18 protein-coding genes are annotated in these 26,158 nt (G+C 72.2%); 13 read left to right on the forward strand and 5 right to left on the reverse strand.

The features are described from left to right. Window position 1 precedes the first annotated feature (1 nt). On the forward strand, window positions 2–2,665 hold the full coding sequence (locus ACWGIC_RS03580) for an amino acid adenylation domain-containing protein (protein WP_452074326.1): 2,664 nt from the start codon (window positions 2–4) through the stop codon (window positions 2,663–2,665). Next, window positions 2,662–4,281, forward strand: a complete 1,620-nt coding sequence (locus ACWGIC_RS03585; RefSeq protein ID WP_452074327.1) for a beta-ketoacyl synthase N-terminal-like domain-containing protein — start codon at window positions 2,662–2,664, stop codon at window positions 4,279–4,281. The genes ACWGIC_RS03580 and ACWGIC_RS03585 overlap by 4 nt, the downstream gene beginning before the upstream one ends. 2 nt (window positions 4,282–4,283) lie before the next feature. On the opposite strand, the gene ACWGIC_RS03590 is transcribed toward ACWGIC_RS03585, so the two are convergent. The 3 genes from ACWGIC_RS03590 to cynS form a co-directional block, all read right to left on the reverse strand. Continuing rightward, the gene (locus ACWGIC_RS03590; protein ID WP_452074328.1) at window positions 4,284–5,249 is read right to left on the reverse strand and encodes a hypothetical protein; all 966 of its coding nucleotides are present in this window, start codon (window positions 5,247–5,249) and stop codon (window positions 4,284–4,286) included. A 183-nt stretch (window positions 5,250–5,432) separates the two neighbouring features. Continuing rightward, a complete protein-coding gene (locus ACWGIC_RS03595) occupies window positions 5,433–5,663 on the reverse strand; it encodes an MbtH family protein (protein WP_452074329.1) in 231 nt (76 codons plus the stop codon). 168 nt (window positions 5,664–5,831) lie between these two features. After that, window positions 5,832–6,302 (reverse strand): cyanase, encoded by a 471-nt coding sequence (cynS, locus tag ACWGIC_RS03600; RefSeq protein ID WP_452074330.1) that lies wholly within the window; start codon window positions 6,300–6,302, stop codon window positions 5,832–5,834. 155 nt (window positions 6,303–6,457) lie between these two features. Here cynS and ACWGIC_RS03605 point away from each other — a divergent pair, with 155 nt between their 5' ends. From ACWGIC_RS03605 to ACWGIC_RS03630, 6 genes are read left to right on the forward strand one after another with little or no spacing between them, the layout of a single operon-like run. Next, a complete protein-coding gene (locus ACWGIC_RS03605) occupies window positions 6,458–7,756 on the forward strand; it encodes a hypothetical protein (protein WP_452074331.1) in 1,299 nt (432 codons plus the stop codon). Then, the gene (locus tag ACWGIC_RS03610) at window positions 7,753–8,784 is read left to right on the forward strand and encodes a hypothetical protein (protein ID WP_452074332.1); all 1,032 of its coding nucleotides are present in this window, start codon (window positions 7,753–7,755) and stop codon (window positions 8,782–8,784) included. Before ACWGIC_RS03605 ends, ACWGIC_RS03610 begins: the two co-directional genes overlap by 4 nt. Before the next feature lies 1 nt (window position 8,785). Continuing rightward, the gene (locus tag ACWGIC_RS03615; RefSeq protein ID WP_452074333.1) at window positions 8,786–11,785 is read left to right on the forward strand and encodes a hypothetical protein; all 3,000 of its coding nucleotides are present in this window, start codon (window positions 8,786–8,788) and stop codon (window positions 11,783–11,785) included. 54 nt (window positions 11,786–11,839) lie between these two features. After that, window positions 11,840–12,367: a hypothetical protein gene (locus ACWGIC_RS03620; RefSeq protein WP_452074334.1), complete on the forward strand. Its 528-nt coding sequence runs from the start codon at window positions 11,840–11,842 to the stop codon at window positions 12,365–12,367. Between the two features lie 9 nt (window positions 12,368–12,376). After that, window positions 12,377–13,189 (forward strand): DUF3592 domain-containing protein, encoded by an 813-nt coding sequence (locus ACWGIC_RS03625; RefSeq protein ID WP_452074335.1) that lies wholly within the window; start codon window positions 12,377–12,379, stop codon window positions 13,187–13,189. 22 nt (window positions 13,190–13,211) lie between these two features. Further along, complete coding sequence (locus ACWGIC_RS03630) at window positions 13,212–14,216, forward strand: hypothetical protein (RefSeq protein WP_452074336.1); 1,005 nt, start codon at window positions 13,212–13,214, stop codon at window positions 14,214–14,216. Here the strand turns inward: ACWGIC_RS03630 and ACWGIC_RS03635 are convergent, their stop codons facing one another. Further along, window positions 14,217–15,383 (reverse strand): PucR family transcriptional regulator, encoded by a 1,167-nt coding sequence (locus ACWGIC_RS03635; RefSeq protein ID WP_452074337.1) that lies wholly within the window; start codon window positions 15,381–15,383, stop codon window positions 14,217–14,219. A gap of 80 nt (window positions 15,384–15,463) precedes the next feature. On the opposite strand from ACWGIC_RS03635, the gene ACWGIC_RS03640 reads away from it, so the two are divergent. Genes ACWGIC_RS03640 through ACWGIC_RS03655 form a run of 4 tightly spaced genes read left to right on the forward strand, consistent with a single transcriptional unit; the run spans window position 15,464 to window position 21,392 of the window. Continuing rightward, window positions 15,464–17,506: an acetate--CoA ligase family protein gene (locus ACWGIC_RS03640; RefSeq protein ID WP_452074338.1), complete on the forward strand. Its 2,043-nt coding sequence runs from the start codon at window positions 15,464–15,466 to the stop codon at window positions 17,504–17,506. Further along, the gene (locus tag ACWGIC_RS03645; RefSeq protein ID WP_452074339.1) at window positions 17,499–18,818 is read left to right on the forward strand and encodes an alkyl sulfatase dimerization domain-containing protein; all 1,320 of its coding nucleotides are present in this window, start codon (window positions 17,499–17,501) and stop codon (window positions 18,816–18,818) included. Before ACWGIC_RS03640 ends, ACWGIC_RS03645 begins: the two co-directional genes overlap by 8 nt. Window positions 18,819–18,876: 58 nt before the next feature. After that, the gene (locus tag ACWGIC_RS03650) at window positions 18,877–20,211 is read left to right on the forward strand and encodes an MFS transporter (RefSeq protein ID WP_452074340.1); all 1,335 of its coding nucleotides are present in this window, start codon (window positions 18,877–18,879) and stop codon (window positions 20,209–20,211) included. Further along, a complete protein-coding gene (locus ACWGIC_RS03655) occupies window positions 20,211–21,392 on the forward strand; it encodes an alkyl sulfatase dimerization domain-containing protein (protein ID WP_452074341.1) in 1,182 nt (393 codons plus the stop codon). The genes ACWGIC_RS03650 and ACWGIC_RS03655 overlap by 1 nt, the downstream gene beginning before the upstream one ends. A gap of 6 nt (window positions 21,393–21,398) precedes the next feature. Here the strand turns inward: ACWGIC_RS03655 and ACWGIC_RS03660 are convergent, their stop codons facing one another. Next, complete coding sequence (locus ACWGIC_RS03660) at window positions 21,399–25,220, reverse strand: nSTAND1 domain-containing NTPase (RefSeq protein WP_452074342.1); 3,822 nt, start codon at window positions 25,218–25,220, stop codon at window positions 21,399–21,401. 425 nt (window positions 25,221–25,645) lie between these two features. Between ACWGIC_RS03660 and ACWGIC_RS03665 the strand changes: the two genes are divergently transcribed. After that, on the forward strand, window positions 25,646–26,140 hold the full coding sequence (locus tag ACWGIC_RS03665) for a hypothetical protein (RefSeq protein WP_452074343.1): 495 nt from the start codon (window positions 25,646–25,648) through the stop codon (window positions 26,138–26,140). The last annotated feature ends 18 nt before the right edge of the window (window positions 26,141–26,158 follow it).

Consider the following 26,158-nt stretch of genomic DNA (forward strand, 5'->3'; position numbering starts at 1 on the left):
CATGCGGGCGCTGCGCATCACCGGCCCGCTCGACCGGGCGGTCCTGACCGCGGCTCTGGAGCGGATCGCCGCCCGGCTTCCGGACGGCCCGTCCTCCACAGTGGACGCTTTCCCGGACGCTTTCCCGAACGCCCCGATCGACGTTTCCGCATCTCCCTTGCGGGCACGCCTGCACTCCCTCGCCGAGGACGAGCACGTTCTGCTGGTCGCTCTGCCCCACGGCACCCCGCTGCGGCTCGGACAGTTCCTCTCCCATCTCGTCGCGGAGCTTTCCGGCACCCCGACCCCCGAATTCACCCCGGTCGCGCGGGTGACCGCCGAACTCGACACGCGCTTCGCCGGGCAGCCCGCCTCGGTGTTCCTTACCGCGCTCGCGTTGCTGCTGCGGCGCTACACCGGCACCGGCGCGATGGCCCTGGGCCTGTCGTTCGGCTCCGAGAATCCCCTGGCCCTCGCCGTCGATCTCACTGAGGACCGGCCAGTTTCGACCGCGCTCAGCGACATCACCGCCTCTCTCGGCCAACCCACGACAACTGACGGATTCACGGTCACAGCCGCGGTGGACGAATTCCTCGACGGACTCGACCAGCCGAGCCTGCGCGCTTTCGCCCTCGGCGAGGACGGCGCGCCCCTCGCGGCCGGTCGACTCAGCCTGCACCCGGTCGCCCTTCCCGCACCGAGGTACGACCTCGAAATCATCCTGACCCAGCGGACGGACCGCCCCCGGATCTCGTGGCTCGGACACCTGCCCGGGTCCCTGCTCGCCGACCTCGCCGCCGACCTGCCCACCCTGCTCACCGAGATCCTCGACGACCCGGCACGCTCCACAGCGCACTTGCTCCGGCACGCTCGCGGCGACCGAACCCCGACCCTCGAGCCCTCCGGCAACACCCCCTTCCCCGCCGACGCGACCTCGCTCGCGCACCGGTTCGCCGAGATCTGCCAACGCTTTCCGACCCATCCGGCCGTCCTCACCGACACGGAATGCCTCACCTACACGGAACTCGCCGCCCGCGCCGCCGGTACCGCGTCCCTGCTGCGCACCGGCACCGGACCGGTCGGCCTGCTGCTCCCGCACGGCCCGTCGCACATCGTCGCGATCGTCGCCGCCGTGCTCGCCGGACGCCCTTACGTGCCGCTGGACGACCACCATCCGCCCGACCGGCTCGCCGCGATCCTGGCCCACGCGGGCGCCACCGCGATCCTGACCGACCCGGAGCACCAACCTCTGTGCGACCGGATCGGGCCCACGCTGACCGTGCACCATCTGTCCACTGTGGAGGAAGAACTCCGTCCCGCGGATCTCACGGTCTCCGGCGATTCGCTCGCCTACGTCCTCTACACCTCAGGGTCCACCGGCCGGCCGAAGGCAGTCGCGCAACCGCACGCCAACGTCCTTTTCCAGGTCCGCAACCACGTCGGCAACTTCCGGATCAGCCCCGCCGACCGGCTCGGCCTGCTCACGTCCTTCGGCTTCGACATGGCCGTCACCGACCTGTTCTCCGCCTTGCTCAGCGGTGCCGCCGTGGTGCCCTTCGACGTCGCCGCGCACGGCGTCACCGCGCTCGGCGAGGTCCTCGCGAAGCACGCGGTGACGGTCTACCACTCGACGCCCACGATGTTCCGCTACCTCACCGACTCCCTCGGCGACCGTCGACTGCCCGCCCTGCGCGCGGTTCTGCTCGGCGGCGAGCAAGTGCGCCGCGACGACGTGGAGCGGGCCCGGCGCGTCGGCGCCCCCGAGTGCGTGTTCGTCAACGGCTACGGCGCGACCGAGATCAGCTTCGTGACGCAGCACCACCTAGGACCGGACGCGTCCGTGGACGGCGAGGTGATCCCGGTCGGCAGCCAGCTGCCGGGCGTCGAGGTCCGCCTGCTCGATCCGGCAGGCCGCCCGGCCTGCCTGCGCGGGGAAATCACCGTGCTCAGCCAGCATGTCGCGCCCGGCTACTGGCGGGATCCGGCCGCCTCCGCGGGAAAGTTCGTCACGATCGACGGCGTGCCCGCCTACCGCACCGGGGACCTCGCCCGCAGGCTGCCGGACGGAACCCTCCAGCACCTCGGGCGCGCCGACCGGCAGGTGAAAATCCGGGGCTACCGGGTCGAACTCGGCGAGGTGGAAGCGGCGCTGTGCGCGCAGCCCGGGGTCGCGCAGGCCGTCGCCGTGGCCGGGCAGAGCGAGATCGTCGCGTATGTGGTGCCGCGGAACGAGAAACCGGATCCCGCGGCGCTGTCCGAGGCAGTGGCGAGGAAGCTGCCGCACTACATGGTGCCGCGCGAGATCACCGTCCTCGACACGTTTCCGCTGACCAGCACCGGAAAGGTCGACGTCCGCGCGCTGCCCGCACCGTCGCCGCCCCTCCGCGCCCGCCCGGAGGCAGACCTGCCCGGGGCGATCACCCGGGTCTGGTCGGCCGTGCTGGAGCTGCCGGAGCCGCCCGCGGACAAAGACTTCTTCGCGCTCGGCGGGCACTCCGCGCAGGTCCCCGTGCTGAAACGCCTGCTGGAGAAGGAACTCGGCGTCGAAATCCCGCTCGGGCGGCTGTTCGACCATCCCACCATCACCGCGCTCGTCGATTTCCTCGCGGACAGTCCCGGCGACGCGCTGGACCGGGTCGGCACCCGGATGTCCCGCCGCCGCGCGGCCCGCCGGAGCTCGCGGTGACCGAGGACATCGCGATCATCGGCATGGCGTGCCGGGTCCCGGGCGCGGCCAACCCGGCGACGTTGTGGCGCAATCTGTTCTCCGGCGTCGATCCGATCCGTCGCTACTCCGACGATGAGCTGCGCGCCGCCGGGGTAGCGGACTCGCTACTACGCGACCCGGCTTTGGTGCGCTCGGCAGGCCATCTCGACGGGATCGCGGAGTTCGACGCGGAGTTTTTCGGGTACAACGCGGACGAAGCGGCGCAGCTCGACCCCCAGCACCGGTTGCTGCTGGAGACCGCGTGGTCGGCGTTCGAGGACGGGGGCTACGACCCGGTTTCGTGCCCGGACACCGGGGTTTTCGCCAGCGTCGGACCGAGCTGGTACGACCACTACCGGCTGGCCGGCGCCTGGCCCGGCGCGACCTCGGTGGGCGCCGGGCCCGACCACGCCGCCGCCCGGGTGTCTTACGCCCTCGGCCTTTCCGGCCCGAGCCTGGCCGTGCAGTGCGCGTGTTCGTCGTCGCTGGTCGCGGTGTGCCTGGCCGCGCAGAACCTCGCTGACTTCCGGTGCGACCTCGCTCTCGCGGGCGGAGCGGCGGTGCCCTACCCGGCCCGTCTGGCCGCGGACGACGGGTTGGTCTCGCTGTCCGGCCGTCTCCGCGCCTTCGACGCCGACGCGGACGGCTCGGTCTTCGGCAGCGGCGCGGGCGTCGTCCTGCTCAAACGGCTCGCCGACGCGCTCGAAGACGGTGACGCCGTCCACGCGGTCCTCCGCGGATGGGCGGTCAACAACGACGGCGAGCGTCCCGGATACCGCACCCCCAACGGCAGCGGCCAGGCCGCCGTGGTGCTGGAAGCGTTGCGGGCAGCGGAGACCGACGCCATCAGCTACGTCGAAGCCCACGGCAGCGGCACGCTGCTCGGCGACGCGCTGGAGGTCGACGCCCTCGTCCGCGCCTTCCGGCTCGCCGGGATCCCCGGATGCCCGATCGGTTCGGTCAAGCCCGCGCTCGGCCACCTCGACGGGGCGTCGGGGGTCGTCGGCCTGATCGCGTCCGCGCTCGCCGCCCGGCACGGCACCGTCCCGCCGACCGCGCACTTCCGGCGGCCGAACCCGCACCTCCCCCTGTCCTCCGGCGGTTTCACCGTCGCCGCCGAGCCCGTCGAACTGGCCGCACCCCGCCGGATCGGAGTCAGCTCGTTCGGGCTCGGCGGGACCAACGCGCACGTGGTCCTCGAACAGCCGCCGCCGGTCCCCCGTCCGGCCGCGGATCCCGCGCCGCAGCTGCTTCTGCTGTCCGCCCGCACCCCGAAGGCGCTGGCAGCGACCGCGACGCGGCTCCGGGACCATCTGGACCGCGAACCGGACCTGCCGCTGGCCGACGTCGCGTTCACCCTGGCCGCCGGCCGCCGAGCTTGGCCGTGCCGCCAGTTCGAGATCGTCCCCGGCCGGTTGCCGTCCGCCCGGCCGGACGAGTCCGCGGAGCTGGCGCGCGCGGGCCAGGTTTGGGCAGCGGGAGGAACGCCGGACTGGCCGGCGCTCTTTCCCTCCGGCCGCCGGGTCTGGCTGCCGACGTACCCGTTCGAACGCGCCCGGCACTGGGCCGGCCGGGTTCCGGAGCTGCCGGAATGAGGTCAGCGCGCGTCGCACAGCGGCGCATCACTCGCCCGCACCAGCGACGCCCCCAGTTCCGTCGCCGTATGCAGCACCTTCCGCCCGGCCCGCACCGTCATGATCAGCCCGGCGTTCCGCAGCGCACTGGCGTGTTCGGAAGCCGACGACAGGCTGACCCCGGCCTGCACCGCGAGCTCGGTAGTCCCGCGCGGCACGACCGCGGCCCGGAGAATCGCCGCCCGCCGTGCCCCGACCAGCGCGGACAGGCCGTCCCCGCTCGCTCTGCCCGGCCCGGTGCGCGCGGACACGCCCGGAATCGGGTACACCACGGTCACCGGCTCGCCCTCCCCGCCCGGGATCACCACCGTCTCCGGGGCCAGGCACGACGGCACGAAGTCCAGCCCGTGCGGCGCGGGCAGGTCCCGGTCGGCCGGGCTGGCGATCTCGACGACGTTCCCGGGCTGGCTGATCCCGGCGGACACCGAGCCGATCGCCCTCGCCACGCCCTGGCGCAGCATGATGTGCCCGCGCTGCGCCAGGTCCGCCTGCGCGGTGGCGGCGATCTCGGCCCATCGCGGCTCCACCAGGCTCCGGTACCCCGCTTCGACGGCTTTCACCAGCGCTGCCCGCGCGTCGGCGCCGCCCGCGGCGAGGTCGTTCAGCCAGGCCGCGGGCTGCTTGAGCCGGAACGTCGCGGCGAGGTCGGCGCGCACCCGGCCGGCCGGCAGGGCCGCGAGGTCGTCCAGCGCGGAACCGATCTCGGCGCGGCGCGAGACGAGGAAGTCCGGGACCTCGCCGCGCGCGGAGAACAGGTCGAACAGCGGCCGGATCGGCCGGGGCGGCCGCGTCCGCACCGCGAAAGGCCCGCCGGACCGCGCGTCCCGGCGCAGCCGGCACAGGGCGCCGAGCAGTTCGACCACCGGGAGGGGGCCTTCGAGAAAACGAACGGACTGCAATGACTCCAGGGTCAGATGAAGCCGGATCACGATACCACCGATCTGACGGAAACGCCGTTTAATCCCCCCTCCAGGCGAAGTCAATCAGGGCCGCGTATACGAAGAATACAATCGCTTCCGCAGCCATTCGGCGCGCGCGGAAGAATTCAGCGGAGGCGCATTTCTTCGTGCGGCGGCGGTGTCAATTCCGGTGTTCCAGCCCGCCGGACGGCGTCAGCTCGCGGGCGGCTCGGCGTTCTCCGCCATCGCGGCCACCAGAGACGCCGGCCGCAGGTCAGTCCAGTTTTCGGTGACGTAGTCCAGGCACTCCGCCCGGGACGCCGGACCGTGGACCGCGGTCCATCCGTCCGGCACGGCGGCGAACTCCGGCCACAGCGAATGCTGATTTTCGGCATTGACCAGGACGAGGTAAACGCCATTCTCGTCTTCGAACGGATTGGTCACGGAGTTCCCCTATTCCAGTAGGCGGCTGAGCACTGAGAGCAGGATAGACCAGCATTGCCGCGACGACGAGCAGTTGCCGCCGAGACTACCCGGTTTCCGAATTCGCCGCCGGAATCGGTTCAGACGGACCCGGGCGGGCCGGAGCGCGCCCCGGCCCGCCCGGCCCGCTCAGAACGGCTTGGTCGGCAGGTACTTGCCGTCCAGCGTGATGACGGCGCGCTCGCCGCCTTCCGGGTCGGGAACCTTCTGGACGTCGAGCCGGAAGTTGATCGCGGAGATGATGCCGTCGCCGAACTGCTCGTGGATCAGCGCTTTCAGCGTCGTCCCGTAGACCTGGAGGATCTCGTAGAAGCGGTAGATCGTCGGATCGGTCGGCACCCCGTCCGGGATGGAACCGCGCATCGGCACGGTCTGCAGCAGCAGCGCCGCGTCGTCGCCCAGCTCGAGCAGTTCCGCCACGGCCTCGGCGGATTCCTTCGGCAGCGGATGCTGACCGAGGACGGCGGCGGTCGTGAACACCGCCGACAGGCCGGCGGCGTCGGCGATCCGCTGCCAGGTGAGGTCCTTGCGGGTCTTGGCTTCCACCGCCTTCGCGGCCAGCGCCTCGCGGACGGCCGGGTCGTACTGGCTGTGCACCATGGTCGGGAAGTCCTTTCCTCGGAGGGAGCACCGCACCGTGCGTGGACTCGGCCCGCGGTTTCCCTGCGCTGCCGAGGCCTGCCATCGTCGTCGCGATCGCCGCGTCCGGGAACCGCCGCGGGCAGGATAAAGTGCGGGCGGAGCGAGGGGGCGCGATGACGGCAGGCCAGGGGGGATCCCGGTTGCGTTCGGCCGTCCTCGCGCAGGCCTGGCGGCGGATCCCGGGCGTCGAGGTGCTTTCGGCGGCCGACGGCGGCCCGCTGACCCGCACGATCAAGAAGATCATCGACCCGCTGGTGATCCGCACCGCGGCCCGGCCCCGCCTGGGCCGTCCGCTGCTGGATCCGGCCGCGGCGGCGGAGGCGACCGAACTGTTGCTGGCCGACTCGGCGCGCTTGAGCGCGACGGCGGAGTGGTTCACCCACCTGAAGCGGCAGCGCCGGGCCCTGCGCATCACCGCGGGAAACGTCCAGGACGTGTGCTTTCCCCTCGCTTACGAACTCGCCACCGGCTTCGGCAGGCCGGACGCCTCCGCCCCGGAGCGGGCCGCGGCGGCTTTGCGCGAATGGCACGGCGAAGACGGTCCGGCCGGGGTCGATCAGCTGACCCGGCACCTGGCGGATCACCACGCCGGCTTGACCGCCGAACTGCGCCGTCGCTGGGCTGTTCCGCCGAACACCTCCCCGGCGGCATTCGTGCCCTTGCTCGACGCGGTCGCCCACGGCTTCACCGACGCGGCTTGGCAGGCGCTCGCCGACTCCCCGGCCGGGCACGCGTTCGGCCTCGCGTTGCGCCAGCCCGGCGGCACCGCCGCGCTCGCCCAGGCCGTCCGCGAAATCTCCGGCCTTCCCGCCCCGGATCTCGGCCTGCAACGCGGCGAACGCACCGCCGTGCCTCCGCTGAACCAGCGCGACGAAGCCGGACCCGAACTTCTCGAACGCAGCATCGAACGACGGGTACGCGCGACTCTGCGCCGCGCGGCCGAGCCCAGCGCCGTCGCCGACCTGGTCGACGAGGAACTCGTCCGCGCAGCCGCCGGTTTCGGGCTCGAAGTGCCAGTGCTGGCAACGTGTTTCGTGCTCGGCGTCGTCCTCGCCCCCGCGCTCCGCCCGCTCGACGGGCCGGTGCCCGGCACCATCCCGGAATTCGCGCAGCGGCTCAACGCCCAGGTCGCCCGGGAGGGATACGTCCTTTACGCGCGCCGGGCGCTGGCCGGTTCGACGCCCCTCACCGCGCAGCCGGACGCCGAGATTCTGCGAGAACTGCGCGAATTCGCGAAGCGTTTCCTCGCCAGGCTGTGGGCCCGGCTGCACGGCTTCGACGTCAGCGGGGAACTCCCGGCCGACTTCCGGGACCTGCTCACCGGAGTCGTCCGCTCGACCTCGCTGGACCTGCGGACGAAAGTGCGCCGCGCGCTCGTCGCCAGCCTGCCGCGACTGGAGGCCGCCTCGTGACGCATCCAGTGCACACGCCGGTCCTCGCCGCGGACGGCAGCCTCATCCGTTTCGCGCTCGCCGAACTGCTCGGCGGTTCGCTGCCGTCGATGCGGATCGAACTCACCGACGCCGCCGCGGCCGAGCCGTGGCTGACCAGGCTCGTCGGAGCCGAAGCAAGCTTGACCGCGCTCAGGGAAGGGCACGTCGACGTCCCGGCCCGCCCGGAGCTGGCCCGTCTCGCCCTCCTGCTGTGGACGCGCCGCTGGTGGCCCGCCAGCCCGCGGCTCGGAATCCCGTCGCTCGATCCGGCGCTGCTGGACCTCGAAACGGCCGTCGCGACCGCGGAGGTCGAGGACGTCGCCGAGGGTTTGCTCGACGGGTTCGAGGCCAGCCCGGCGGAGCTGTTCGACCAGGCGGCCAGCGCTGGGCTGTTCGCCGCCGTGCCACCGGTGGCCGAAGAAGCCCGGCTTCTGTGCGAGCAGCTTTCTGCCTGGTTCGACCGCCAGGACGATCCGGAGCGCGCCGAAGCGGCTCAGCTGGCCATCACCCCTGGTCAACGTGCGTACGCCTTGGCGGCAGGTTCCGGCCCCGCCGCGACCGGCGAAGGAGCGCTGGCCGAGGGACGCACCAGTGTCGACTGGGCACGGGTGCCGCCGGGCGTTCTGGACGCCGCGGAGGACACCGTGGCCTGGCGGATCGTCGCGACCAGGACCACCGCCCGGCTTGAGGTCGAAGTCGCGGGCGCCCTCGACGACGCGTCCCTCGCCGCCGTGGCGACCCACGACGGTGAGCCATTCGCCGAAGTCGCTCTCCATCTCGGCAGCGGAGGCTTCGCCGGGGCAACCGACCTGGACGAAGCCGGGACCCGGCTCGCGGCAGCGCCTTCCGGCCGGATCGGGATCGTGATCGGCGCGGCGGGCCCGGATGTCGAAGGAACCACCCCGGAGGACCGCGCCGAGGTGATTTCCCTGGTACGGGCGCGCGAAGCGCTGCCGCGCCCGGCACGGACCCTGGCGGAGCGAGCCGCCGCCGACGAGGAGTTCTGACGTGCTCGCCGGAATGCCGCCGCCGCTCGCGCCGCCGGACCGGCCGCCTCCCCCGGAACTGGCCGACGCGGTGTCGCACGGCTACAACTGCCGTTGCGTCGCAACCCACTTCGGCCTCGATCCCGCTGCATATCATGAAGTACCGGCCTGCTCGCTGACCCAAACCGAGTACGACGCGCTGCTCGCCGAGGCCTTCGCCGTGCAAACCGAGGCCAAACGACTCGCCGCGGCCCGCGATGTCACCGGCGCACAACGGGCGTACACCCGGATGCGGCAGCTCGCGCAGCAACTCGACCAGGTCAGCCTCGAACTCGCCGCGGTCAGCGACCTGGCCACCGTCTGCTACTCGGCGGGCGATCTCCGCAACGCGCGCCAGTGCGCGGAAGCCGTGCTCAGCGCCTTCCAGACGAGCACGGCCGCCGTCGTCCACTTCGGACAGTACGCCGAACTGCGGATGATCGAAGGTTCCCGCGAGGTAGCCGAACGCGTCCTCATCTCACTATCCACTGAGGACGGCGATCTCGCCAGGGCACGCGAGCTCCTCGCGGACCAACGACGCCGCGCGGCGTTCCGGAAGGCCGCCGAACCCGGCCAGTTCCCGCGCGAGCAGCTCGACCCGCACGGCGCCGACGAGCTGGAGCTGCGCATCCTCGAAGTGCGCGTGCAGGTGGCCGCCGGGGACCCGGCCGGGGCGCGTGACGCGATCGACGAGATCCTGACCGCTCTGGACCGCCTCGCGGAGATCGACGAGGTCCGCGAGCAGGCCGCCGCGCTGCGGGCGATGGCGCGGGCCGAACGCGCCCGCATCCGCCAGGCAGGCGGCGAGGAAGCGGACGCGACGGCGGACCTGCTGCGGCTCACCGCCCGGCACGACGGTCCGCTGGCGGCGAAATTCGCCATCGGGCTGGCCGAAACCCGCGCGCTCGACGGGGATCTGCCCGGCGCGGTCGCAGCGATCGTCCAGGCCAGGGACGAACTCGCCGCAGCCGGAGTGACCGGCGACGTCGCCGAGGCGAGCTACGCGCTGGGCGCTTTGCTCCTGTTCGCGGGCGACGTCACGCAGGCGCGGGACCAGTTCGAGCACGCGGGAAAACTGTGGGCGGCGAACGGCGACGCTCCGGGCGCGCGCCGGCTCGCGGCGGCGCTGGCTCGTTGCGCGGCGGCCGAGGGCGACTGGACGTCAGCCGAAGAGCACGTGACCCAGCTCCGGACGGCAGCCCGCGAGTCGGGCGAATGGCTGGAGCGCCTGCGCGCCGATTACCTCTCGGCGGCGATCGGCTACGAGCGCGGCGAAAACCCGCGCGCAGTGCTGGACCTGCTGTTGCCGGTAGCCCTCGCGGCGCAGGTGTACCGGTTCGCCTTCGCCTCGGCGCAGGCACGCACCGCGTGGGCGAACAGCGTCGCGGGCCCGGCGACGGAACTGTTGATGGTCCTCCTGACTCAGCTCGGGGAAACCCGGCTGATCGCGGAGCTGATCGAGCGCGCCTGCGCCGTCGGGGCGTACCCGGAGGACCGGTCCCTGAACCTGACCGATGAGCTCCCCGCGCTGGCCGCACCTTCGGCTCAGCAAGATCAGCTTCCCTTGGCGGCACTGGGTTCGGTCACCTCGTCGCTCCCGCTCCGGCTCGCCCCGCCGCCCGGCCTCCGCTGGTCGCCGTCCTCGCCGATGGAGCTGGACGTCTGGACCCGGCTGGCCGCCGAACGGTACGGGTGCGCTGCGCCGGCGACCGGCACCGTCGAGACCTGGCCCGCCGCCGAGCCTGGTCGCGAAACCTTCGTGCTCCGCTACGCCGACGCCGGGCACACCTACCTCAGCTGGCGCACCACCAGCGATCTCGACACCGTCCACACGCACCCGATCGACGCCGACCTCGTCGCCACCGCGCGCGGTTTCCTCGCCGAGGCTTCCCCAACACCACGAGAAGGCGAGCCGGTCGCCGCCGCGGTCCGTCGTTCGCTCGACGCCTTCGGCAGTTTCGCCGCGGAACAACGCCTCGCCCGCATCCTCGCGCTCAACCTCCTGCCCGCCGACCTCGTCGCCCAGCTCCGGCGATCCTCGCGTCCGCTGCTGCGCATCCAGCCGTCCCCGGCGCTCGCCGGGGTCCCGTGGGGCCTGCTCGCCCTGCCCGACCGACGCCCGGACCACGTGCTCGACGCCGACGAGGTCGACAGCTGCTTCGACAGCGACGTGCGGATCCTCGACCTCGCCGACGTCTCCCTGCTCGCCCCCGCCGGAATCCCCCGCCGCGCACCAGCTCCCGCGGGACCGCCGGTCTACCTGCTCGATCCGCGCATCCCCGGTCAGAGCGCGTTCGGCGAACTGGGATCCGTGCTCGGCAAACAGGAAACGTCCTCCCCACTGATCCGCCACCTCGACGCGCAACTCGCCGCGGGTCCCGTCCGGCCGGCCGCGGCCCGCGGGCTGGACCTGGTGCGCCGCACGGACACCGACCGGCGGCTGCTCGCCGAACTGCTGGCCGAACCGTGTTCGCGGCTGGTCTTCGCGGGGCACGTCAGCCGCATCCAGGACGCCCACGGCGCGCAGACCGCCTTGCACCTGTCCTGCTCAGCCGACCTTCCCGGCACTGCCGCGCCGATCGGCGCGCACCGGCCGTTCACCGCCGCCGACCTTGCACTGTCCGAAGTGGACATGCCCGCACGGGTCGCCCTGATCGGCTGTGCCAGTGCGAGCGATTTCGGCCTGCCCGAACCGTTCGGCGTGCTGCTCGCCGCCGTCTCGGCCGGGGCCGGGCTGGTCGCCGCGACGGTCTGGGCGCTGCCGACCTCAGCCGCGGCGCCCGGCGCGGACCCGATGGCCGAACTGCTCATCGCCGTCGACACCGCGCTCGCCGGGACGGACCCGGTCGCCGAGCTGTGCGCCTGGCAGCGGACCCGGCTCGCGCGCTGGCGCGAACGTCCCGAACCAGCCCGCTCGCCGGTCTTCTGGGCAGCCCTGACCTGCCTCGACGCCACCGACGACGGCAAAACCTGGGTTCGGTAGCAGCCCCGCGGCCCGAAGCTGTGTCCAGCACACCGGCACAGCGAAAGGCACCCGATGTTCAAGAAGATCCGCGACAAGATCAACGACGCCACCCAGCAGGGCATGGCCCGGGGCGCGCAGGATTTCCAGCAGCACGCCGAGCAGTTCCGGCAGGCGGCCGCCGCCCAGGGGCACGACATCACCCCGCAGCTGCCCACCCCGCAACTGGCCGCGCAGGCGTACCGCAACGTCGCGGCCGACCCGGACATGGCGTCGTTCCTGGCGCTCCCGATGGCGGAGCAGCTCCGCCAGCAGCAGGAACTGCAGGCGTACGGCACCGAGCTGCGCCGCCTCTACGACACCGGCGAGAAGGCCACCCTGGTGATCCGCGCGCTGGAGCCGACCGGCCGGACGGTCGCCGGGCAGGCCCAGTACACCGCGACGCTCGACGTCACCCGCGCCGACGGCATGATGTACCAGACGGTCACACCGCTGATCACGCCGCTGGCGACGATCCAGCAGTACGCGCCCGGCACCCGGCACGAGGCCCGGCTCGACCCCGCCGACCCGGCCAAGGTCGCCGTGTTCGGCCCGATCGCGTAGGCGGCCGCGGTGTTCAGTTCCTTCGCGTTCGGACTGCCGGACGACCCTGAACAGACCCGGGCCTCGAACCGGCGGCTGTGGCTGCTCGGGATTCCGGCCACGCTCGCCTGGGCAGTCGCCGGATGGTCCGGCACGCTCGGTCTGCTCGACGGCTTCCGGCTGATGTCGCTGAACCGCGTCGGCGCGTGGGGGGCCGACGCGGGACCGGCGGGCTCTCTGGTGCTGTTCTTCAGTCTGTCGGTCATGGTGGCGTCGTCGCTGGGCTTCGCGATGCTCTGGGGCAGCGGAATGTCGTTGCGCCGCATGGGAATCGGCTTCCGGGCCAGCTCGCTGGCCGCGGCACTCGGGGTGCTGCTGGGCAGCGGCGTGGCGGCTCCGTCGTGGACGCCGCCGGAAGCCGTCGGCGAACGGCTGCCTTTCCTCGACGGCAAGGCCGAGCCCTGGTCCGACGTGGACTGGGTGGTCTACTACGAACCCTTTCTGGTGCCCGCCGCGGCCGGGCTCGTCGCCCTGGTCCTGATCGTGGTGCTGCTGCGGTCTTCCCTGCGCGCCGCGGAGGAGAACGACCGCGAGCAGGCACTGCTCCGCAACGGCCGCCGGGTGACGGGGGTGCTCACCCGGGTGGACTTCACGAACGTCTGGGTACTGGGGAACCCCCGGTTCTCCGTCCACGTGCGGTTTCCGACCGAGACCGGCGAACGCGAGGTCGTGACCACGATGATCACGACGCTGTTCCAAGCCCCGTCCGAGGGTTCGGCGGTACAGGTCCGCTACGACCCGTTGGACCCGAAAGCCGTTCTCGTGGAACCGGTTTCCCTCTGACCGCAGTGAAGGGAGTACTCCCATGGCCGCCCTGCGCACGATCGCGTTCGGTTTCCTGACCGGCTTGGCGATCGGAGCCAGCCTGTGCTCGCTCGTCGTCGCGATCATTGTCGAAAGCGTTCCGTTGTTCGTGGCCGGGCTGGGAATCGCGCTCGGCTACGGTCTTCTGGTGTACCTCGGCGGCCTGCCGCGGCGCGCCCGCGAAGCAGCGATCCCGCCGACGGTGGCGCTCGCGCGGATCGAAAGCCTGCGCGCCGGCGGCACCGAAACCGGCGATCTCACGGTGGAATTCATCCTCACGGTCGCGCCGCACGGAGCACCGTCCCATCGGGCGGCGGCGACCCTCACGGTCAACCTGGCCGATCTCTCGGACTACCGCAAGGGCGACGTCCTCGTGGTCAGCTATCCGCCGGACCGGCCGTGGAAAGCGCGGATCGTGTCCAACCCGTCGCCGGAATGGCAGCGCCGGGCGGAAACCGCGGTCATCGCGCCCGCGGCCGAGTCCACTTTGGTCCATCCGCCGCTGGAAGGCTGCGCGCCCGGTGTCTTTACGCTCATCGGACTGCTGCTCGGCGCGGGTGCGATCCTCGGGCTGTTCCGCGTCGAACTGTTCGCGCCGGAAGCCAGTGCTCCTCAGCCCTCGCAGCCGGAACCGCCCGCCGCGGTGACTTCCTCGGGTTCCGCGACGGTCGACGTCGGCCCCGAGCAGTCTTTGCTGGACGAAGGAGAGCTGCGCCGCGCCGTCGACGGGCTGGCCCAGGCCGCGGACGTCTCGCAGACGCTCACCGCGGTCGTCCAGGAACACCGGCTCACGGTCGTCTTCGCGCCGAGCGGAGTCCAGGTCCCGCGGTTCGACCTCCGGACGCTGCCAGTGAACGAGATTCCCGGTCTGGTCCGGAAAGCCTTGCGGACGCTCGACGTCGGCACCCCGCAGAGCTGGCAGGTCACCGTCGTCCCGCTGCCGTCCGCGCGGACCATCCGAGTGACCGTGACCGGCCCCAAGGGCAGCGCTTCTCTCGCCGGGTGATCACGCCAAGCCCAACGACGCGCCGAGCAGCAAAAGTCCTTTAGCCGTCCGCGGATCCGCGCCGGTCAGGTTCGCGATCCGGGACAGGCGATTGTCCACTGTGTTCGGATGGACGTGCAGCTTCCGCGCGGTCTCGCGACGGTTGAAATCGGTGTCGAAGTACGTCCGGAGCGTCGTCGTCAGATCCGGCTCGCCGCCCAGCCGCGCCGCCAAAGCCCGCAGCTGCGGGGTCGCCGCGCTGTCATGATTCAGCTGGTACTCGAAGAGGTGGTCGGCGAGCACCGCGACAGTGCCGGGCACCGAATTCAGCCGCAGCAATCTTTCCGCTTCCGCCACCGCCGCCGGGATGTCCGACAGCTCGGCCGCGTGGGCGAACCCGCCGGTGATCTCCACGCCCGTCGCCTGGTGCGCGCGCGGCACCGCCTGCCGGGCCTCGGCCAGCACCGTCTCCTGACTGTCCGAAGTGGACGGAAGCAGCAACAGGCCGCCGTCCGGATCCAAGTCGGCCAGCACGTCTCCGGACAGTTCTCGATGCAAGTGCTGCAACAGCAGCCGTGCCTTCCGCTGTCCGGCCAGATGGCGGCCGACCGCGTCGCCGACGGAATCCGCCGGGTCGGCGGCGAACCGCAGCGCCAGGACGCCGTACGCCGGAGCGAGCCGGACGTCGGCCGGTTCCGGGACCGGCTCCCCCGCGGCCAGCCGCCGCACCAGCGCCCGGGCCGCTTCGCGCTGTTCCTGGTCCGCGATCCGGAATTCCTTCTGGTGCGCCTGCACCGCCACGTTGACCACCCGGTGCAGGCAGTTCAGCAGCACCGCGGTCGTCTCCGGCGGCGGCGAACCGCCGGAAAGCTCCAGGATCTCCGCCCACAGCTCCTCGGCCGCCAGCAGATACGCGTGCACGAAATCGCCGACTGGCAGCCCTTCCGCGCCCCGCTCCCGGCCCCGCTGGCGGAACAGCTCCAGCTCGTCCTCGCGCGGTTCGCTCCCTTCCTGGACCGAGCGCGCGAACATCCGGCCGAACTCGCGGCAGGTGTGCGCCATGTACAGGTGCAGGTGAGCCGGTGCCTCGCTGCGGTAATGCGAGGACGTCTCGACGTACCGGCGGATCGTCCGCTCGACCGCCTTCGGCAGCCGGTGCTCGAAGGCGCGCCACGAGAACTGTGACATGTCACAGCACGGTAGCCGAAAACCTGGGCGATGTGCGCTACCAGCCAGGTGGGCCAGCGGCGACAGTTGGGGTTGTGCCCATGACCGCGATCACAGGAGGCCCGATGCGCTGCGAGCCGCTGTTCCGCCCGAAGTCGGTCGCCGTGGTCGGCGTGTCCGCGACCACCGCGCTGTCCTGGGGCCGGATCGCGCTGGACCGGCTGCTGCGCGGAGGCTACGGCGGCGAGGTCTTCGCGGTCTCCCGCGGCCCGCTCGACCTGCCCGGCGTGCGGACGGTCGGTTCGCTCGCCGAGATCGGCTACGGCCCCGGCCTCGTGGTCCTCGCGACCCCGGCGGAAACGGTTCCCGCGCTGGTCAGGCAGGCGCGAGAACTCGGCTGCGGCGCGGTCATCGTCTTCGCGGCCGGTTTCGCCGAAGGCGGCAACACCGCGCTGGAGGACGAGCTGCGCGAAGCCGCCGGGGACCTGCCGGTGCTGGGCCCGAACTGCCTCGGCGTAGTGAGCCATCCGGCCGGCGTGCAGCTGTCGACGACCGTCTTCCTCGACCGCGAACGCGTGCCGCCGGGCCCGATCGCGATCGTCACGCAGAGCGGCGCGATGGGCTTCGTGCTCGCTGACCTGCTCGAACAGGCCGGGATCGGCTACTCCTACTACGCGAGCGTCGGGAACGAAGCCTGCCTGTCCAGCCACGAGATCGGCAGCGACCTCCTGGCCCAGCCCGACGTCGAGGTGCTGGTGCTCTACCTCGAAGGCGTGCGCGACGCGGACGGTCTCCGCGCGCTCGGGCGTCAGGCGCGGGCGGCGGGCAAGACCGTGGTGGCGCTCGCGGTGGGCAGCAGTGCCGCCGGTCGGCAGGCCGCGTTGTCGCACACCGCAGCTGTCGCCGGGGATCACTTCCTACTCGCGTCGCTGTGCCGTCAGGAAGGCATCCGCCTGGTCACCGACGACGACCAGCTCGTGGACGCCGTGCTCTGCGCCCGCAAAGGCACGACGCTGCCCCCGGCCCCTCGGCTCGCGGTGCTGACCATGTCCGGCGGCGCGGGCGGCATCCTCGCCGACAACCTGACCGCGCTGGGCGTCCGGATCCCGCCTCTGTCGGCCGCGACTCGCGCGAAGCTCGCCGAAATCGGCGGCGTCGAGGCCGCCGACGAGAACCCCGTCGATCTCGGCGGCAACATCGACCGCTGGCTCGACCGGGTCGGCGATTTGCTCGGCGCGCTCGACGAAGACCCGGACCTGGACGGCGTCGTGCTCTATCTGACGTTCGGCGACCGGTTCCGCGAGGCGTACCACCGGCTCGCCGCCGCTGCCGCCGCGATGCGGACGCCGACGTGGTTCGTCTGGGCCTGTGCGCCGCCCGGCGAGCTAGCGGATCTCGGGCGGCCGGACACCGTCCTGCCCAGCATCGGCGCTCTCGTGCGACGGCTCCGGGTGCTGGTCCCGGACCGCGTCCCGGAACCGGCGCAGCGGACCGAAGCCGATGACCGTCCAGTGTGGACAGAGCTGCGGGCCGCTCCCCTGCTGACGGACGCTGGCATCCCGCATGTGGACACCGTCGCCGGGACCGATCTCGCCGCCGCGGTGAGGAAAACCGGCTGGCCGGAGCCGTACGTGGTCAAGGGCGACGCCGCCGACGTACCGCACCGGGCCCGCGCCGGGCTCGTCCGCGTCGGCGTCACGGCGGCCGAGTTGCCCGCGGTGCTGGACACGCTCCAAGCACGCCTGGACGAGGTCTCCGCTGACGCGGACCGGACTCTCGTCGTGCAACCCCAGCTGCCGCACACCGCGGAACTCGCCCTCGGTGCCACGCGGGATCCGGTGTACGGCACCGCGATTGTCCTCGGCGCGGGCGGCGACCGGGCGGAAGACCCCACCGCACCCCGCCGCGCGCTGCTGCTCCCGGCCGCCCCGGAACAGCGAGCCGAACTGGCCGCCTGGGCCGGTGCCGTCCTCGCCGCCCCGGTCCCGGCCGTCGCCGCGGCGATCGACGGGCTCGTCCGCATCCTCGGCGACCATCCGGAGTTCGCCGAAGCCGACCTCAACCCGCTCTGCGTCACCGGCGACGACCTGGTCGCCGTCGACGCGCTGTTCACCGAGAACGTTCAGGAGGCATCCCGTGACTGACCTGCTCGACTACGCCGACAAAGTCTGGCGAGGCGAGGCCGACACCCGCGTCTACCACACCGGCACGCTGCGCAAGGACGGTCTGCACGAGCTGGCCGAGGGCGTGTGGATGTGGCCGGCGTTCGGCAACGTCTTCCTCTTCCCCACCGACGACGGCCTGTTCTGCTTCGACACCGGCGAACGCCGCACCGCGAAAGACCTTTTCAGCGCGACCCGCGCCCGCACCGACGCGCCGCTGCACACCGCCGTCTACTCGCACGGCCACATCGACCACGTCTTCGGCGTCGGCCCGTTCGACGCCGAGGCCGATGAGCGCGGCTGGCGTCGTCCGTCCGTGCTGGCGCACGAAAACACGCCGCCGCGCTTCGACCGCTACGAGCGCACCCGCGGCTACAACACGGTGATCAACCAGCGGCAGTTCCAGTCGCCCGGATTCCGCTGGCCGGACCGGTACCGGCATCCCGACGTGACCTACCGCGACACCACGACTCTGCGGATCGGCGATCTCGACGTGCGGCTGAAGCACGGCCGGGGCGAGACCGACGACGCGACGGTCGCGTGGCTGCCCGACCGGAAAATCCTGTGCTGCGGCGACTTTTTCATCTGGTCCTCCCCCAACCCGGGCAACCCGCAGAAGGTGCAGCGCTATGCCGCCGAGTGGGCGCAGGCACTGCGCTGGATGGCCGGGCTCGGCGCGGAGCTGCTGCTGCCCGGCCACGGCGTGCCGATCGCCGGAGCCGGCCGGATCCGGACCGCGCTGTCCGACACCGCAGAATTCCTCGAAACCCTGCACGACCAGACCGTGGACGCGATGAACGCCGGAGCCACGCTCGACGAGGTAGTGCACGGCGTCACCGCTCCCGCCGAACTGCTGGCCAAGCCGTACCTGAAACCGTCCTACGACGAGCCGGAATTCGTCGTCCGCAACGTCTGGCGGCTCTACGGGGGCTGGTACGACGGCAATCCGGCCAACCTCAAACCCGCCCGCCGCGCCGACCTGTCCCGCGAACTCGCCGACCTGTCCGGCGGTTCCGGCCGGCTGGCCGCCCGGGCACGGGAACTGCTCGCCGCGGGCGAACACCGGCTGGCCGGGCACTTCGCCCAGCTCGCCGTGGACGCGGCTCCCGACGACGAAACCGCGCACTCCACCCGCGCGGAAGTGTTCACCGCACTGGAAAAAGCCGCCACCTCGACCATGGCCAAGGGCGTTTACGCCTGGGCCGCAGCGGAATCCCAAGCCGTGCTGGACGGCACCGATCAGGCCGAACAGCTGCGCGCCCGCACCGCCGGCCGCACCCGCTGGGCCTTCTGAACCGCTCGCCGTCCGACCCGCACCCCGTCCGACAACGACGTTGAAATGGGGCCCCACGATGAACGCTCCCGCCCTCCCCGCCGAAACCGCCGCCAGAAGGCGCGTCCGCGGCACCAGCGCCCGCGGCTGGGTCGTCACCGGGCTGCTGCTGGTGTTCATGCTGATCAACTTCGCGGACAAGGCCGTGCTCGGCCTCGCCGCGAAACCGCTGATGCACGATCTCGGCCTGACGCCCGAGGCGTACGGCCTGATCAGCAGCGGGTTCTACTTCCTGTTCAGCATTTCCGCGATCGTGGTCGGGTTCGTGTCCAACCGCGTGCCGACGAAATGGATCCTGCTGGTGCTGGGCGTCATCTGGGCTCTGACGCAGGCCCCGATGCTCGGCACGGTCGGGTTCGGCGCGGTGCTGGTCAGCCGGATCGTCCTCGGCGCGGCCGAAGGCCCGGCGAATCCGCTGGCCATGCACGCGGCGTACAAATGGTTCCCCAACGAGAAACGCGGCCTGCCCAGCGCGTTGCTCAACGCCGGGTCCGGCATCGGCGTGGCGCTGGCGTCGCCGCTGCTGACCGCGCTGATCGTCGGCTACGGCTGGCGGTGGGCGTTCTTCGCGCTGCTGGTCGTCGGCCTGCTGTGGTCGGTGCTGTGGGCGATCTTCGGCCGGGAGGGCAAGGTCGCCGGAACCGCGTCCGTCCACGCGACGACGGCCAAGTCCGAAGCGGACGAACCCCGCGTGCCCTATCGGCGGATCCTGCTCAACGGCACGTGGCTCGGCGGTTTCCTGGCCGGATTCGCCGCGTACTGGGCGCTGGCGGTGCTGGTCGCGTGGGTGCCGCATTACCTGGAAACGGCGTTGCACTACAGCACAGTCACCACCGGGACGCTCGTCGCGCTGCCGTGGATCGCGTCGGTCGTGTTCAACCTCGCCCAAGGCGCGCTCAGCGACCGGCTGATGAAGCGCGGAGTGTCGAGCCGGGTGGCCCGCGGCGTGCTCGGCGGCGTCGCGGTGCTGATCTCCGGTCTCGCGATGCTGCTGTTCCCGCACGTCGGCGGGGGCTGGTTCCAGATCGCGCTGCTGACCGTCGCGTTCAGCCTCGGCGGGGTCGTGTTCGCCCTCGGCGTCACGATGAACGCCGAGATCAGCCCGACCCGGCAGCGCGGCGCGGTGCTGTCGATCACCGTCGGACTGGTCACCACGGCCGGGCTGCTCGCCCCGTACCTCACCGGACGCCTGATCCAGGCCGCTTCGTCGCCGGAGAGCGGCTTCACGCTCGCGTTCACCATCAGCGGCCTGCTGTCCATTGTGGGCGGTCTGCTCGCCGTGTTCTTCGTCAACCCGGACCGCACCGCGCGGCGGCTCGGACTCCGCACCGACCGGATCGAGGTGACCGGCTGATGCCGTTCCAGGACAGCAAGAACCCGCTCTACGGCACCGGCGAGATCACCGAGGTCGCGCCCGGCGTGCGCTCGATCGGCCTGCAGGGGAACAGTCTCGCGGTGGAAACCGCCTCGGGTCTCGTCGTGGTCGACACCGGGCCGTCCCCGGACCTCGTCGCGCCGGTGCTGGACAAACTCGGCGAACCGGTGCGCTGGATCGTCTACAGCCACGGACACCTCGGCTACAACTACGGCGTGCCCGGGTTCTTCGATTACGCCGCCGCACACGGCGAACGCCGGCCGACGGTCGTGGCGCACGAGAACGTCGTCCGGCGCTATCAGCGGTATCTGGAGACCGCCGGTCTGCAGAACCACATCAACACCCGGCAGTTCCGCCGCGCGATGCCGGACCTGGCGGCCCCTCCGCCGGTCACTTTCCCCGACCAGACCTACCGGGAAGCCATGACCCTGGCCCCGGACGTCCGGCTGCTGTGGGCGCCTTCCGAAACCGACGACGTGACCGCCGTCTGGCTGCCGTCCCAACGGGTTCTGTACGGCAGCGCCGCGGTGATCAACGGCATCCCCAACATCGGCACGCCCATGCGGACCATGCGTGACACCGTCCGATGGGCGGACACTCTGGACCGGCTCGCCGCGCTGAACCCGGCGGTGCTGGTGCCGGAGTTCGGCCCGGTCGTCCGCGAGGACCCGGTCCGGCAGCTCACCATGACCGCCGCCGCGCTCCGATGGCTGCGAAGCGCGGTCGTGGACCAGCTCAACCGGGGTGCCCGGGCCGACGACATCGTGCACGACCTCCGCTACCCGGCGGAGTTGTTCGACGTGCCGTGGATGCGCGAGCACTACGGGCACCGGGAGTACATCGTCCGCGACATCGTGCGATCGGAAACCGGGTGGTGGGACGGGAATCCGACGACCCTGCACCCGTCCCGCCCGGACGTCGCGGCCGCCGCCCGCGCCGAGGCGATCACGGACAAACAGGCGGTGCTGGACCATGCCGAACGGCTGCGTGCGGACGGACGGGTGCAGGAGGCGCTGCACGTGATCGATCTGCTGGCGCTCGCGCCGGGGGACGATCCGCTGGTCAAGCAGGCGCGGACGGTCAAGGAGGAGTTGTGCGCGGAGCGGGCGAAGGGGGCCAGCAGTTACGTGTCGCGGAGTTTCTACCGCAGCGGGTGGTGACGTCGCTCATCGCACTGGGTCTTGTCCGCACGGCGGCTGGTAGTCGAGGCCGGGGAAGTAATGGTCCCAGTCCTCCCGCCCGAGCGGTGCGGCGACGGCGCAAACCTGCTCGACGGCCTGATCCAGTTCGATGGCCCAGTACCGCGCGGAGCCGTCCGCGGAACCGGTGACGACGTGGCGCCCGTCCGGGGCGAAACCCAGGCCGTCGATCTCGTCGGTGTGCCCGCGGAGCGTGGCCAGCGGTCCGGCGTCGGACGGGCCGTTCACGGACCAGAGCCGGACGGTGGTGTCCTTGCTTCCGGTCGCGAGTGTCCGGCTGTCCGGGCTGAACGCGATCCGCGCGACGTTGTCGGCGTGGCCGATGAGAGTCTTCGCCGCGGCGGCCGGGTGCTGGGGTCCGGAGACGTCCCAGAGGCGGACGGTCGTGTCGCCGCCGGCACTCGCCAGAGTGCGCCCGTCCGGGCTGAAGGCGAGTGCTGCCACGTACTTCTGGTGCCCGGCCAGGCTCGCGCGGAGCGCCGGGCGGCTCCGGTCGGAGAGATCCCAGAGTTTCACCGTGTTGTCGTTGCTGTCGGTCGCCAGCGTTTTCCCGTCAGGCGAGAAGGCCGCTGCGCTGCCGCCGCCGCGGTAAGCGGGAAGAGCAGCGAGGGACCGGGGATGCCGGGGGTCGGTGATGTCCCAGAGACGAGTGCGAACGGTGTCCGAGGTCGCGAGCGTGTGCGCATCGCGGCTGAAAACCGCCCACGACAGGGCGCTGCCGGTGCTGAATACGGCCTCCTTCACCGGGTTTCGCGGATCCGCGACGTCCCACAGGTGCAGAGTGCCTTCGCTGCTCCCGGTGGCCAGCAGCCGCCCGTCGTCGCTGAAGCCGACGGCAAGAACGGGGTGCGCGGGCCCGGGAAGCTCGCCCGCCGGCTTCGGCGCTCCGGAATCGCCCGCGTCCCACAATCTCGTGCGCCCGTCCGCACCGCCGATCGCGAACACCGCGCCGGACGCACTGGTCCCCACTGCCGAGGCCAGGTTCGACGAACCGGTGAAGGCCAGCTCGGGCACGCGGTAGAGCTGAACTGTCTTGTCCTCCCCCGCGGTCGCGAGGGTCTGTCCGTCCGCGGTGAACAGAACCGCGCTCACGGTGCTGGCGTGCCCGGCCAACGCCAGCACCTGCCTCGGCCGGGCGGGTTCTGCGACACTCCACAGCCGGGTGAGCTTGTCGTCGCCCGAGGTGGCCAGGGTGCGGCCGTCCGGGCTGAAATCCAGGCTGGCGACCCCGCGCGGGACCGGGGGCAGCGCGGCGACGTCGACGGGACGCCGCGGGTCGCCGAATTCCCACAGGTGCGCCGAAGTGCCGTCGCCGGCGGCCAGAAGACTCCCGCTGACCGCGATCGACGAGATCGCGCCCGCTCGCGCCGCGGGCTCCGCCAGAAGCGCCGGCCGGCGCGCGTCGGTCACGTCCCACAGCCGCAGGACCCCGTCTTCTCCGCCGGTGGCCAGAACCCGTCCGTCCGCGGCGAAAACGGCCGCCGACACGTTCCGGCCGGGCAGGGGCGCGGACGCCCGCACCGGACGGGCCCGGTCCCGGACGTCCCAAAGCTCCAAGCCCGCGGGGGAAGGGCGGGACGGATCCGCGCTGTACTTCGTCGTGGTGCCGAGGCTCAGCGTCCGGTCGTCCGGGCTGAACGCCAGCGACGCGACGCCCTCCGCCGCCTGGATCGCCGAGACCTGCCGCGGACGCCGGGGATCGGCGAGATCCCACAGCCGGATCTCGCCGGACAACGCGCCCGTCGCCACCGTCCGCCCGTCGCGGCTGAACGCCGTCGCGGTGGCCGCGCTTCCGGGCACGGCCAGCCTCGCGAGCGTTTCCGGATGCCGCGGATTCGCGATGTCCCACACCAGCACGGCCGAATCCAGATCGGCGGCCGCGAGCAGGTGCCCGGCGCGGCTGGCCGCTGTCGCGGTGATCTGGCCGGTGTTCCCGGCCAGCCGCGTCGGCACTGGCGCGGAAGCGTCGCTGAGAACGGCGTCACGCAGTTCGGGTTGCGGAGAAAGCCGGTACGCCGCCAGCTCAAGCTGCAGGGCGAGTCCCGGATTCGTTTCGCGCAGCTGCCGGGTTTGACTGAACACCTTCTGGGCCAGTGCCGCGTCTCGTTGCTCAGTGGCGGTGCGGCCGGATTCGACCGCGAAGCCGGTCGCGGCGGCCGCCGCCAGGAGAAGTGCCGCGAGCACCGCGACGAGCCTGCGCAACCGCCGCGTCCGGCGGACTTCGGTTTCTTGTTCCCGATCGTGCGCCGCCACGCTCGCCCGCAGGAACGCGGACTCGCCGGCCGACAGCACCGGCGTTCCCGCGTCCTGCCATTCCCTGGCCGAAGCCAGTCTCGTGCCGCGGAAAAGGACTCCCTCGTCGCGGCCGAGCTCGTTCCAGGTCCGCGCGGCCTCGGTGAGCTGGCGGTGCAGCCGGAGGCCTTCCAGGTCCGCGGCGAGCCATTCGCGCAGCCGCGGCCATTCCCGGATCAGCGCCTCGTGGCTGATCTCGATCGTGTCGCGGTCGAGCACCAGCAGCCGCTGCGCGGCCAGCAGTTCGACCACCCGGCCGAGGTCCGCGTCCCCGGCCGGCAGCTCGTCGCGCCGGACCCGGCGTTTGGTGTGCTCCACGCCGTCGGCAAGAGCCACGAGCCGGGTCAGCAACGCCTTGGCCGTCTTCCGCTGCGCCCCGTCAAGCCGTTGATAGACCGCTTCGGCGGTTTGCGCGAGCGCTTGGGAAGTCCCGCCCGCGGCGCGGTAGCCGGCCAGGGTCAGGGTCGTGCCCCGCCGGCGGTGCCAGGTTTCCAGCAGCGCGTGGGACAGCAGCGGCAGCGCGCCCGGCTCGTCTCCGACGTCAGCGACCAGCTCGGTCAGCAGCGCGCCTTCGACCGTGCAGCCCGCGTCGGCCGCCGGCCGGGTGATCGCCAGCCGGAGCCCTTCCGTGCTCATCGGGCCGACGACCAGCTGCGCGTCCTGCAGCACTTCCGCGACGGCCGGATCGGCGCAGCAGCGGGCGTAGAAGTCCGCGCGGACCCCGATGACCACCCGGAGCCTGCTGTCCGGGCGGTGCGCGGCCTCGGCGAGCATCGCGACGAACCGGGCGCGTTCCCTCTCCCCGGTCACCGTGTAGAGCTCTTCGAACTGGTCGACCACGAACAGCAGGTCTCCGTGCCCGTCCCGATCGGCCAGCAGCCCGCGCACCGCGTCGTGCAACCGGAACGGGCCGCCGCCGGGATCCTCCCCGAACAGCGCCGCACACTCCGCCACGGGGTCCGGACCGGGCACGACGAGCAGGGTCTCCGCCACCGGGACGGAGAGCGCGCCCGCTCTGGCACGGGCGATCAGCCCGGCGCGCAGCAGAGAAGACTTGCCCGCTCCGGACGCGCCCACCACGGCCGCGAACCGGTGCTGTTCCGCCAGTTCGGCCAGCCGGGCCACCAGTCCGTCCCGGCCGTGGAAACGCCCGGCGTCCTCCGGTTCGAACACTCCGAGCCCCGGGTAGGGGGCGCACGAGCCTCCGGGCGCGGCGGCGCGGTCGCCCGCCGCCATCTCGGCGGCCAGCTCGTGCCAGCGCTCCTGCCACTGCCGCCGGTCCCCGCCGCACGCGGAGACGAACGCGAGCGTCACCGGCAGGCTGGGCAGGATCTGCCCGCGGGCGGCCTGCGCCAGCGTGGTGGCGGAGAAATGCGCCCGCACCGCCAGCCGCCGGTAGCTCGGCTTCCCGGCCCGTTCCCGGAGCGTGCGCAGATCGAAGGCGAATCGCTGCAGCGCGCCCGCGAGCGGATCCACCGGTGTTTCCGGCCGTGCCACTTCAGTCCCCTCCCCCGCGAGTCCCTCCCCGGGCCCGCGCCCCGATTGTGCGCAGACCGGGCAGCTTCCCGGCAACCCCCCGGCCGGGCGGACCCGGCCGTCCGGGAAGCGCGGGATCTTCCCCGGAACCTGGCCGGAAGTCAGCCCTGACCTCGCCCGATCCGCCCGTCCGCCGCCTGCGGAGGCGTTGTGCGGTTGTGCGGAATTGTCCGCCGCACCACCGCTGGCCTGCCGCGCGGCGGCCGGACCGGCTAGAACAAGACCTCAGCGGGATCGCTCCGAGCAGCGCGGGCCGCCGGTGCGCCGGACGGCCTCCGGCTCTCGTCGGGGGGCGGTCGGCGATCCCGCGGTCGCGCCGGCACCGGCCGGCGAACCGTTTCACCGCCGGCAGCGGGGGCTGCCGGCCCATCCGAAAGGAATCGCGCATGCGGATGCGCTCCATCGGTCGTGCCCTTTTCGTGGTCGTGGCGGCAGCCGCGGCACTGAGCCCGTGGCACGGCACCGCGTTCGGCGAAGACCCGCGCCCCGGCACCGCCGCCGAAACGGGCGAGCCGGCCATCACCGAGGACTTCGACTATCCCGGCGCCGCGGCGATCCTCGCCGAGAAGGGCGTCGTGCTGCACAAGGGCGACGGCAACATCCTCCTGGCCGACTGCGGGCAGCCGGACGTCATCGAGGTGCACGCCCGTTCGAAGGCCGCCACCTGCTTCCGGGCGAGCGGCCCGACAGGCTGGCTGACCTTGGAAATCCCCGAGGCGTACCTCGTCAAAGCCGACCGGCACGCCCTCGACGTCGACGTGACGGTCAAGGGAACGACCAAGACCTACTCCGTCCCCAAGAACGACAGCAAACCGGTCGGCGAAGGCGAAACGCCCGCCAACGGCCCCGGCACGCTCCTGCGGATCACCGCCCGTGCCTGACCCCCGGCCCGTCCAGGA

This window comes from Amycolatopsis sp. NPDC054798 (assembly GCF_053611505.1).

What these genes read in the sequence shown, in the direction of transcription:
- ACWGIC_RS03580 (WP_452074326.1), top strand. Translation starts at nt 2, where the DNA reads ATGCGGGCGCTGCGCATCACCGGCCCGCTCGACCGGGCGGTCCTGACC.
- cynS (WP_452074330.1), bottom strand. Translation starts at nt 6,302, where the DNA reads ATGGTGCACAGCCAGTACGACCCGGCCGTCCGCGAGGCGCTGGCCGCG.
- ACWGIC_RS03605 (WP_452074331.1), top strand. Translation starts at nt 6,458, where the DNA reads ATGACGGCAGGCCAGGGGGGATCCCGGTTGCGTTCGGCCGTCCTCGCG.
- ACWGIC_RS03620 (WP_452074334.1), top strand. Translation starts at nt 11,840, where the DNA reads ATGTTCAAGAAGATCCGCGACAAGATCAACGACGCCACCCAGCAGGGC.
- ACWGIC_RS03630 (WP_452074336.1), top strand. Translation starts at nt 13,212, where the DNA reads ATGGCCGCCCTGCGCACGATCGCGTTCGGTTTCCTGACCGGCTTGGCG.
- ACWGIC_RS03635 (WP_452074337.1), bottom strand. Translation starts at nt 15,383, where the DNA reads ATGTCACAGTTCTCGTGGCGCGCCTTCGAGCACCGGCTGCCGAAGGCG.
- ACWGIC_RS03640 (WP_452074338.1), top strand. Translation starts at nt 15,464, where the DNA reads ATGACCGCGATCACAGGAGGCCCGATGCGCTGCGAGCCGCTGTTCCGC.
- ACWGIC_RS03650 (WP_452074340.1), top strand. Translation starts at nt 18,877, where the DNA reads ATGAACGCTCCCGCCCTCCCCGCCGAAACCGCCGCCAGAAGGCGCGTC.
- ACWGIC_RS03655 (WP_452074341.1), top strand. Translation starts at nt 20,211, where the DNA reads ATGCCGTTCCAGGACAGCAAGAACCCGCTCTACGGCACCGGCGAGATC.
- ACWGIC_RS03665 (WP_452074343.1), top strand. Translation starts at nt 25,646, where the DNA reads ATGCGGATGCGCTCCATCGGTCGTGCCCTTTTCGTGGTCGTGGCGGCA.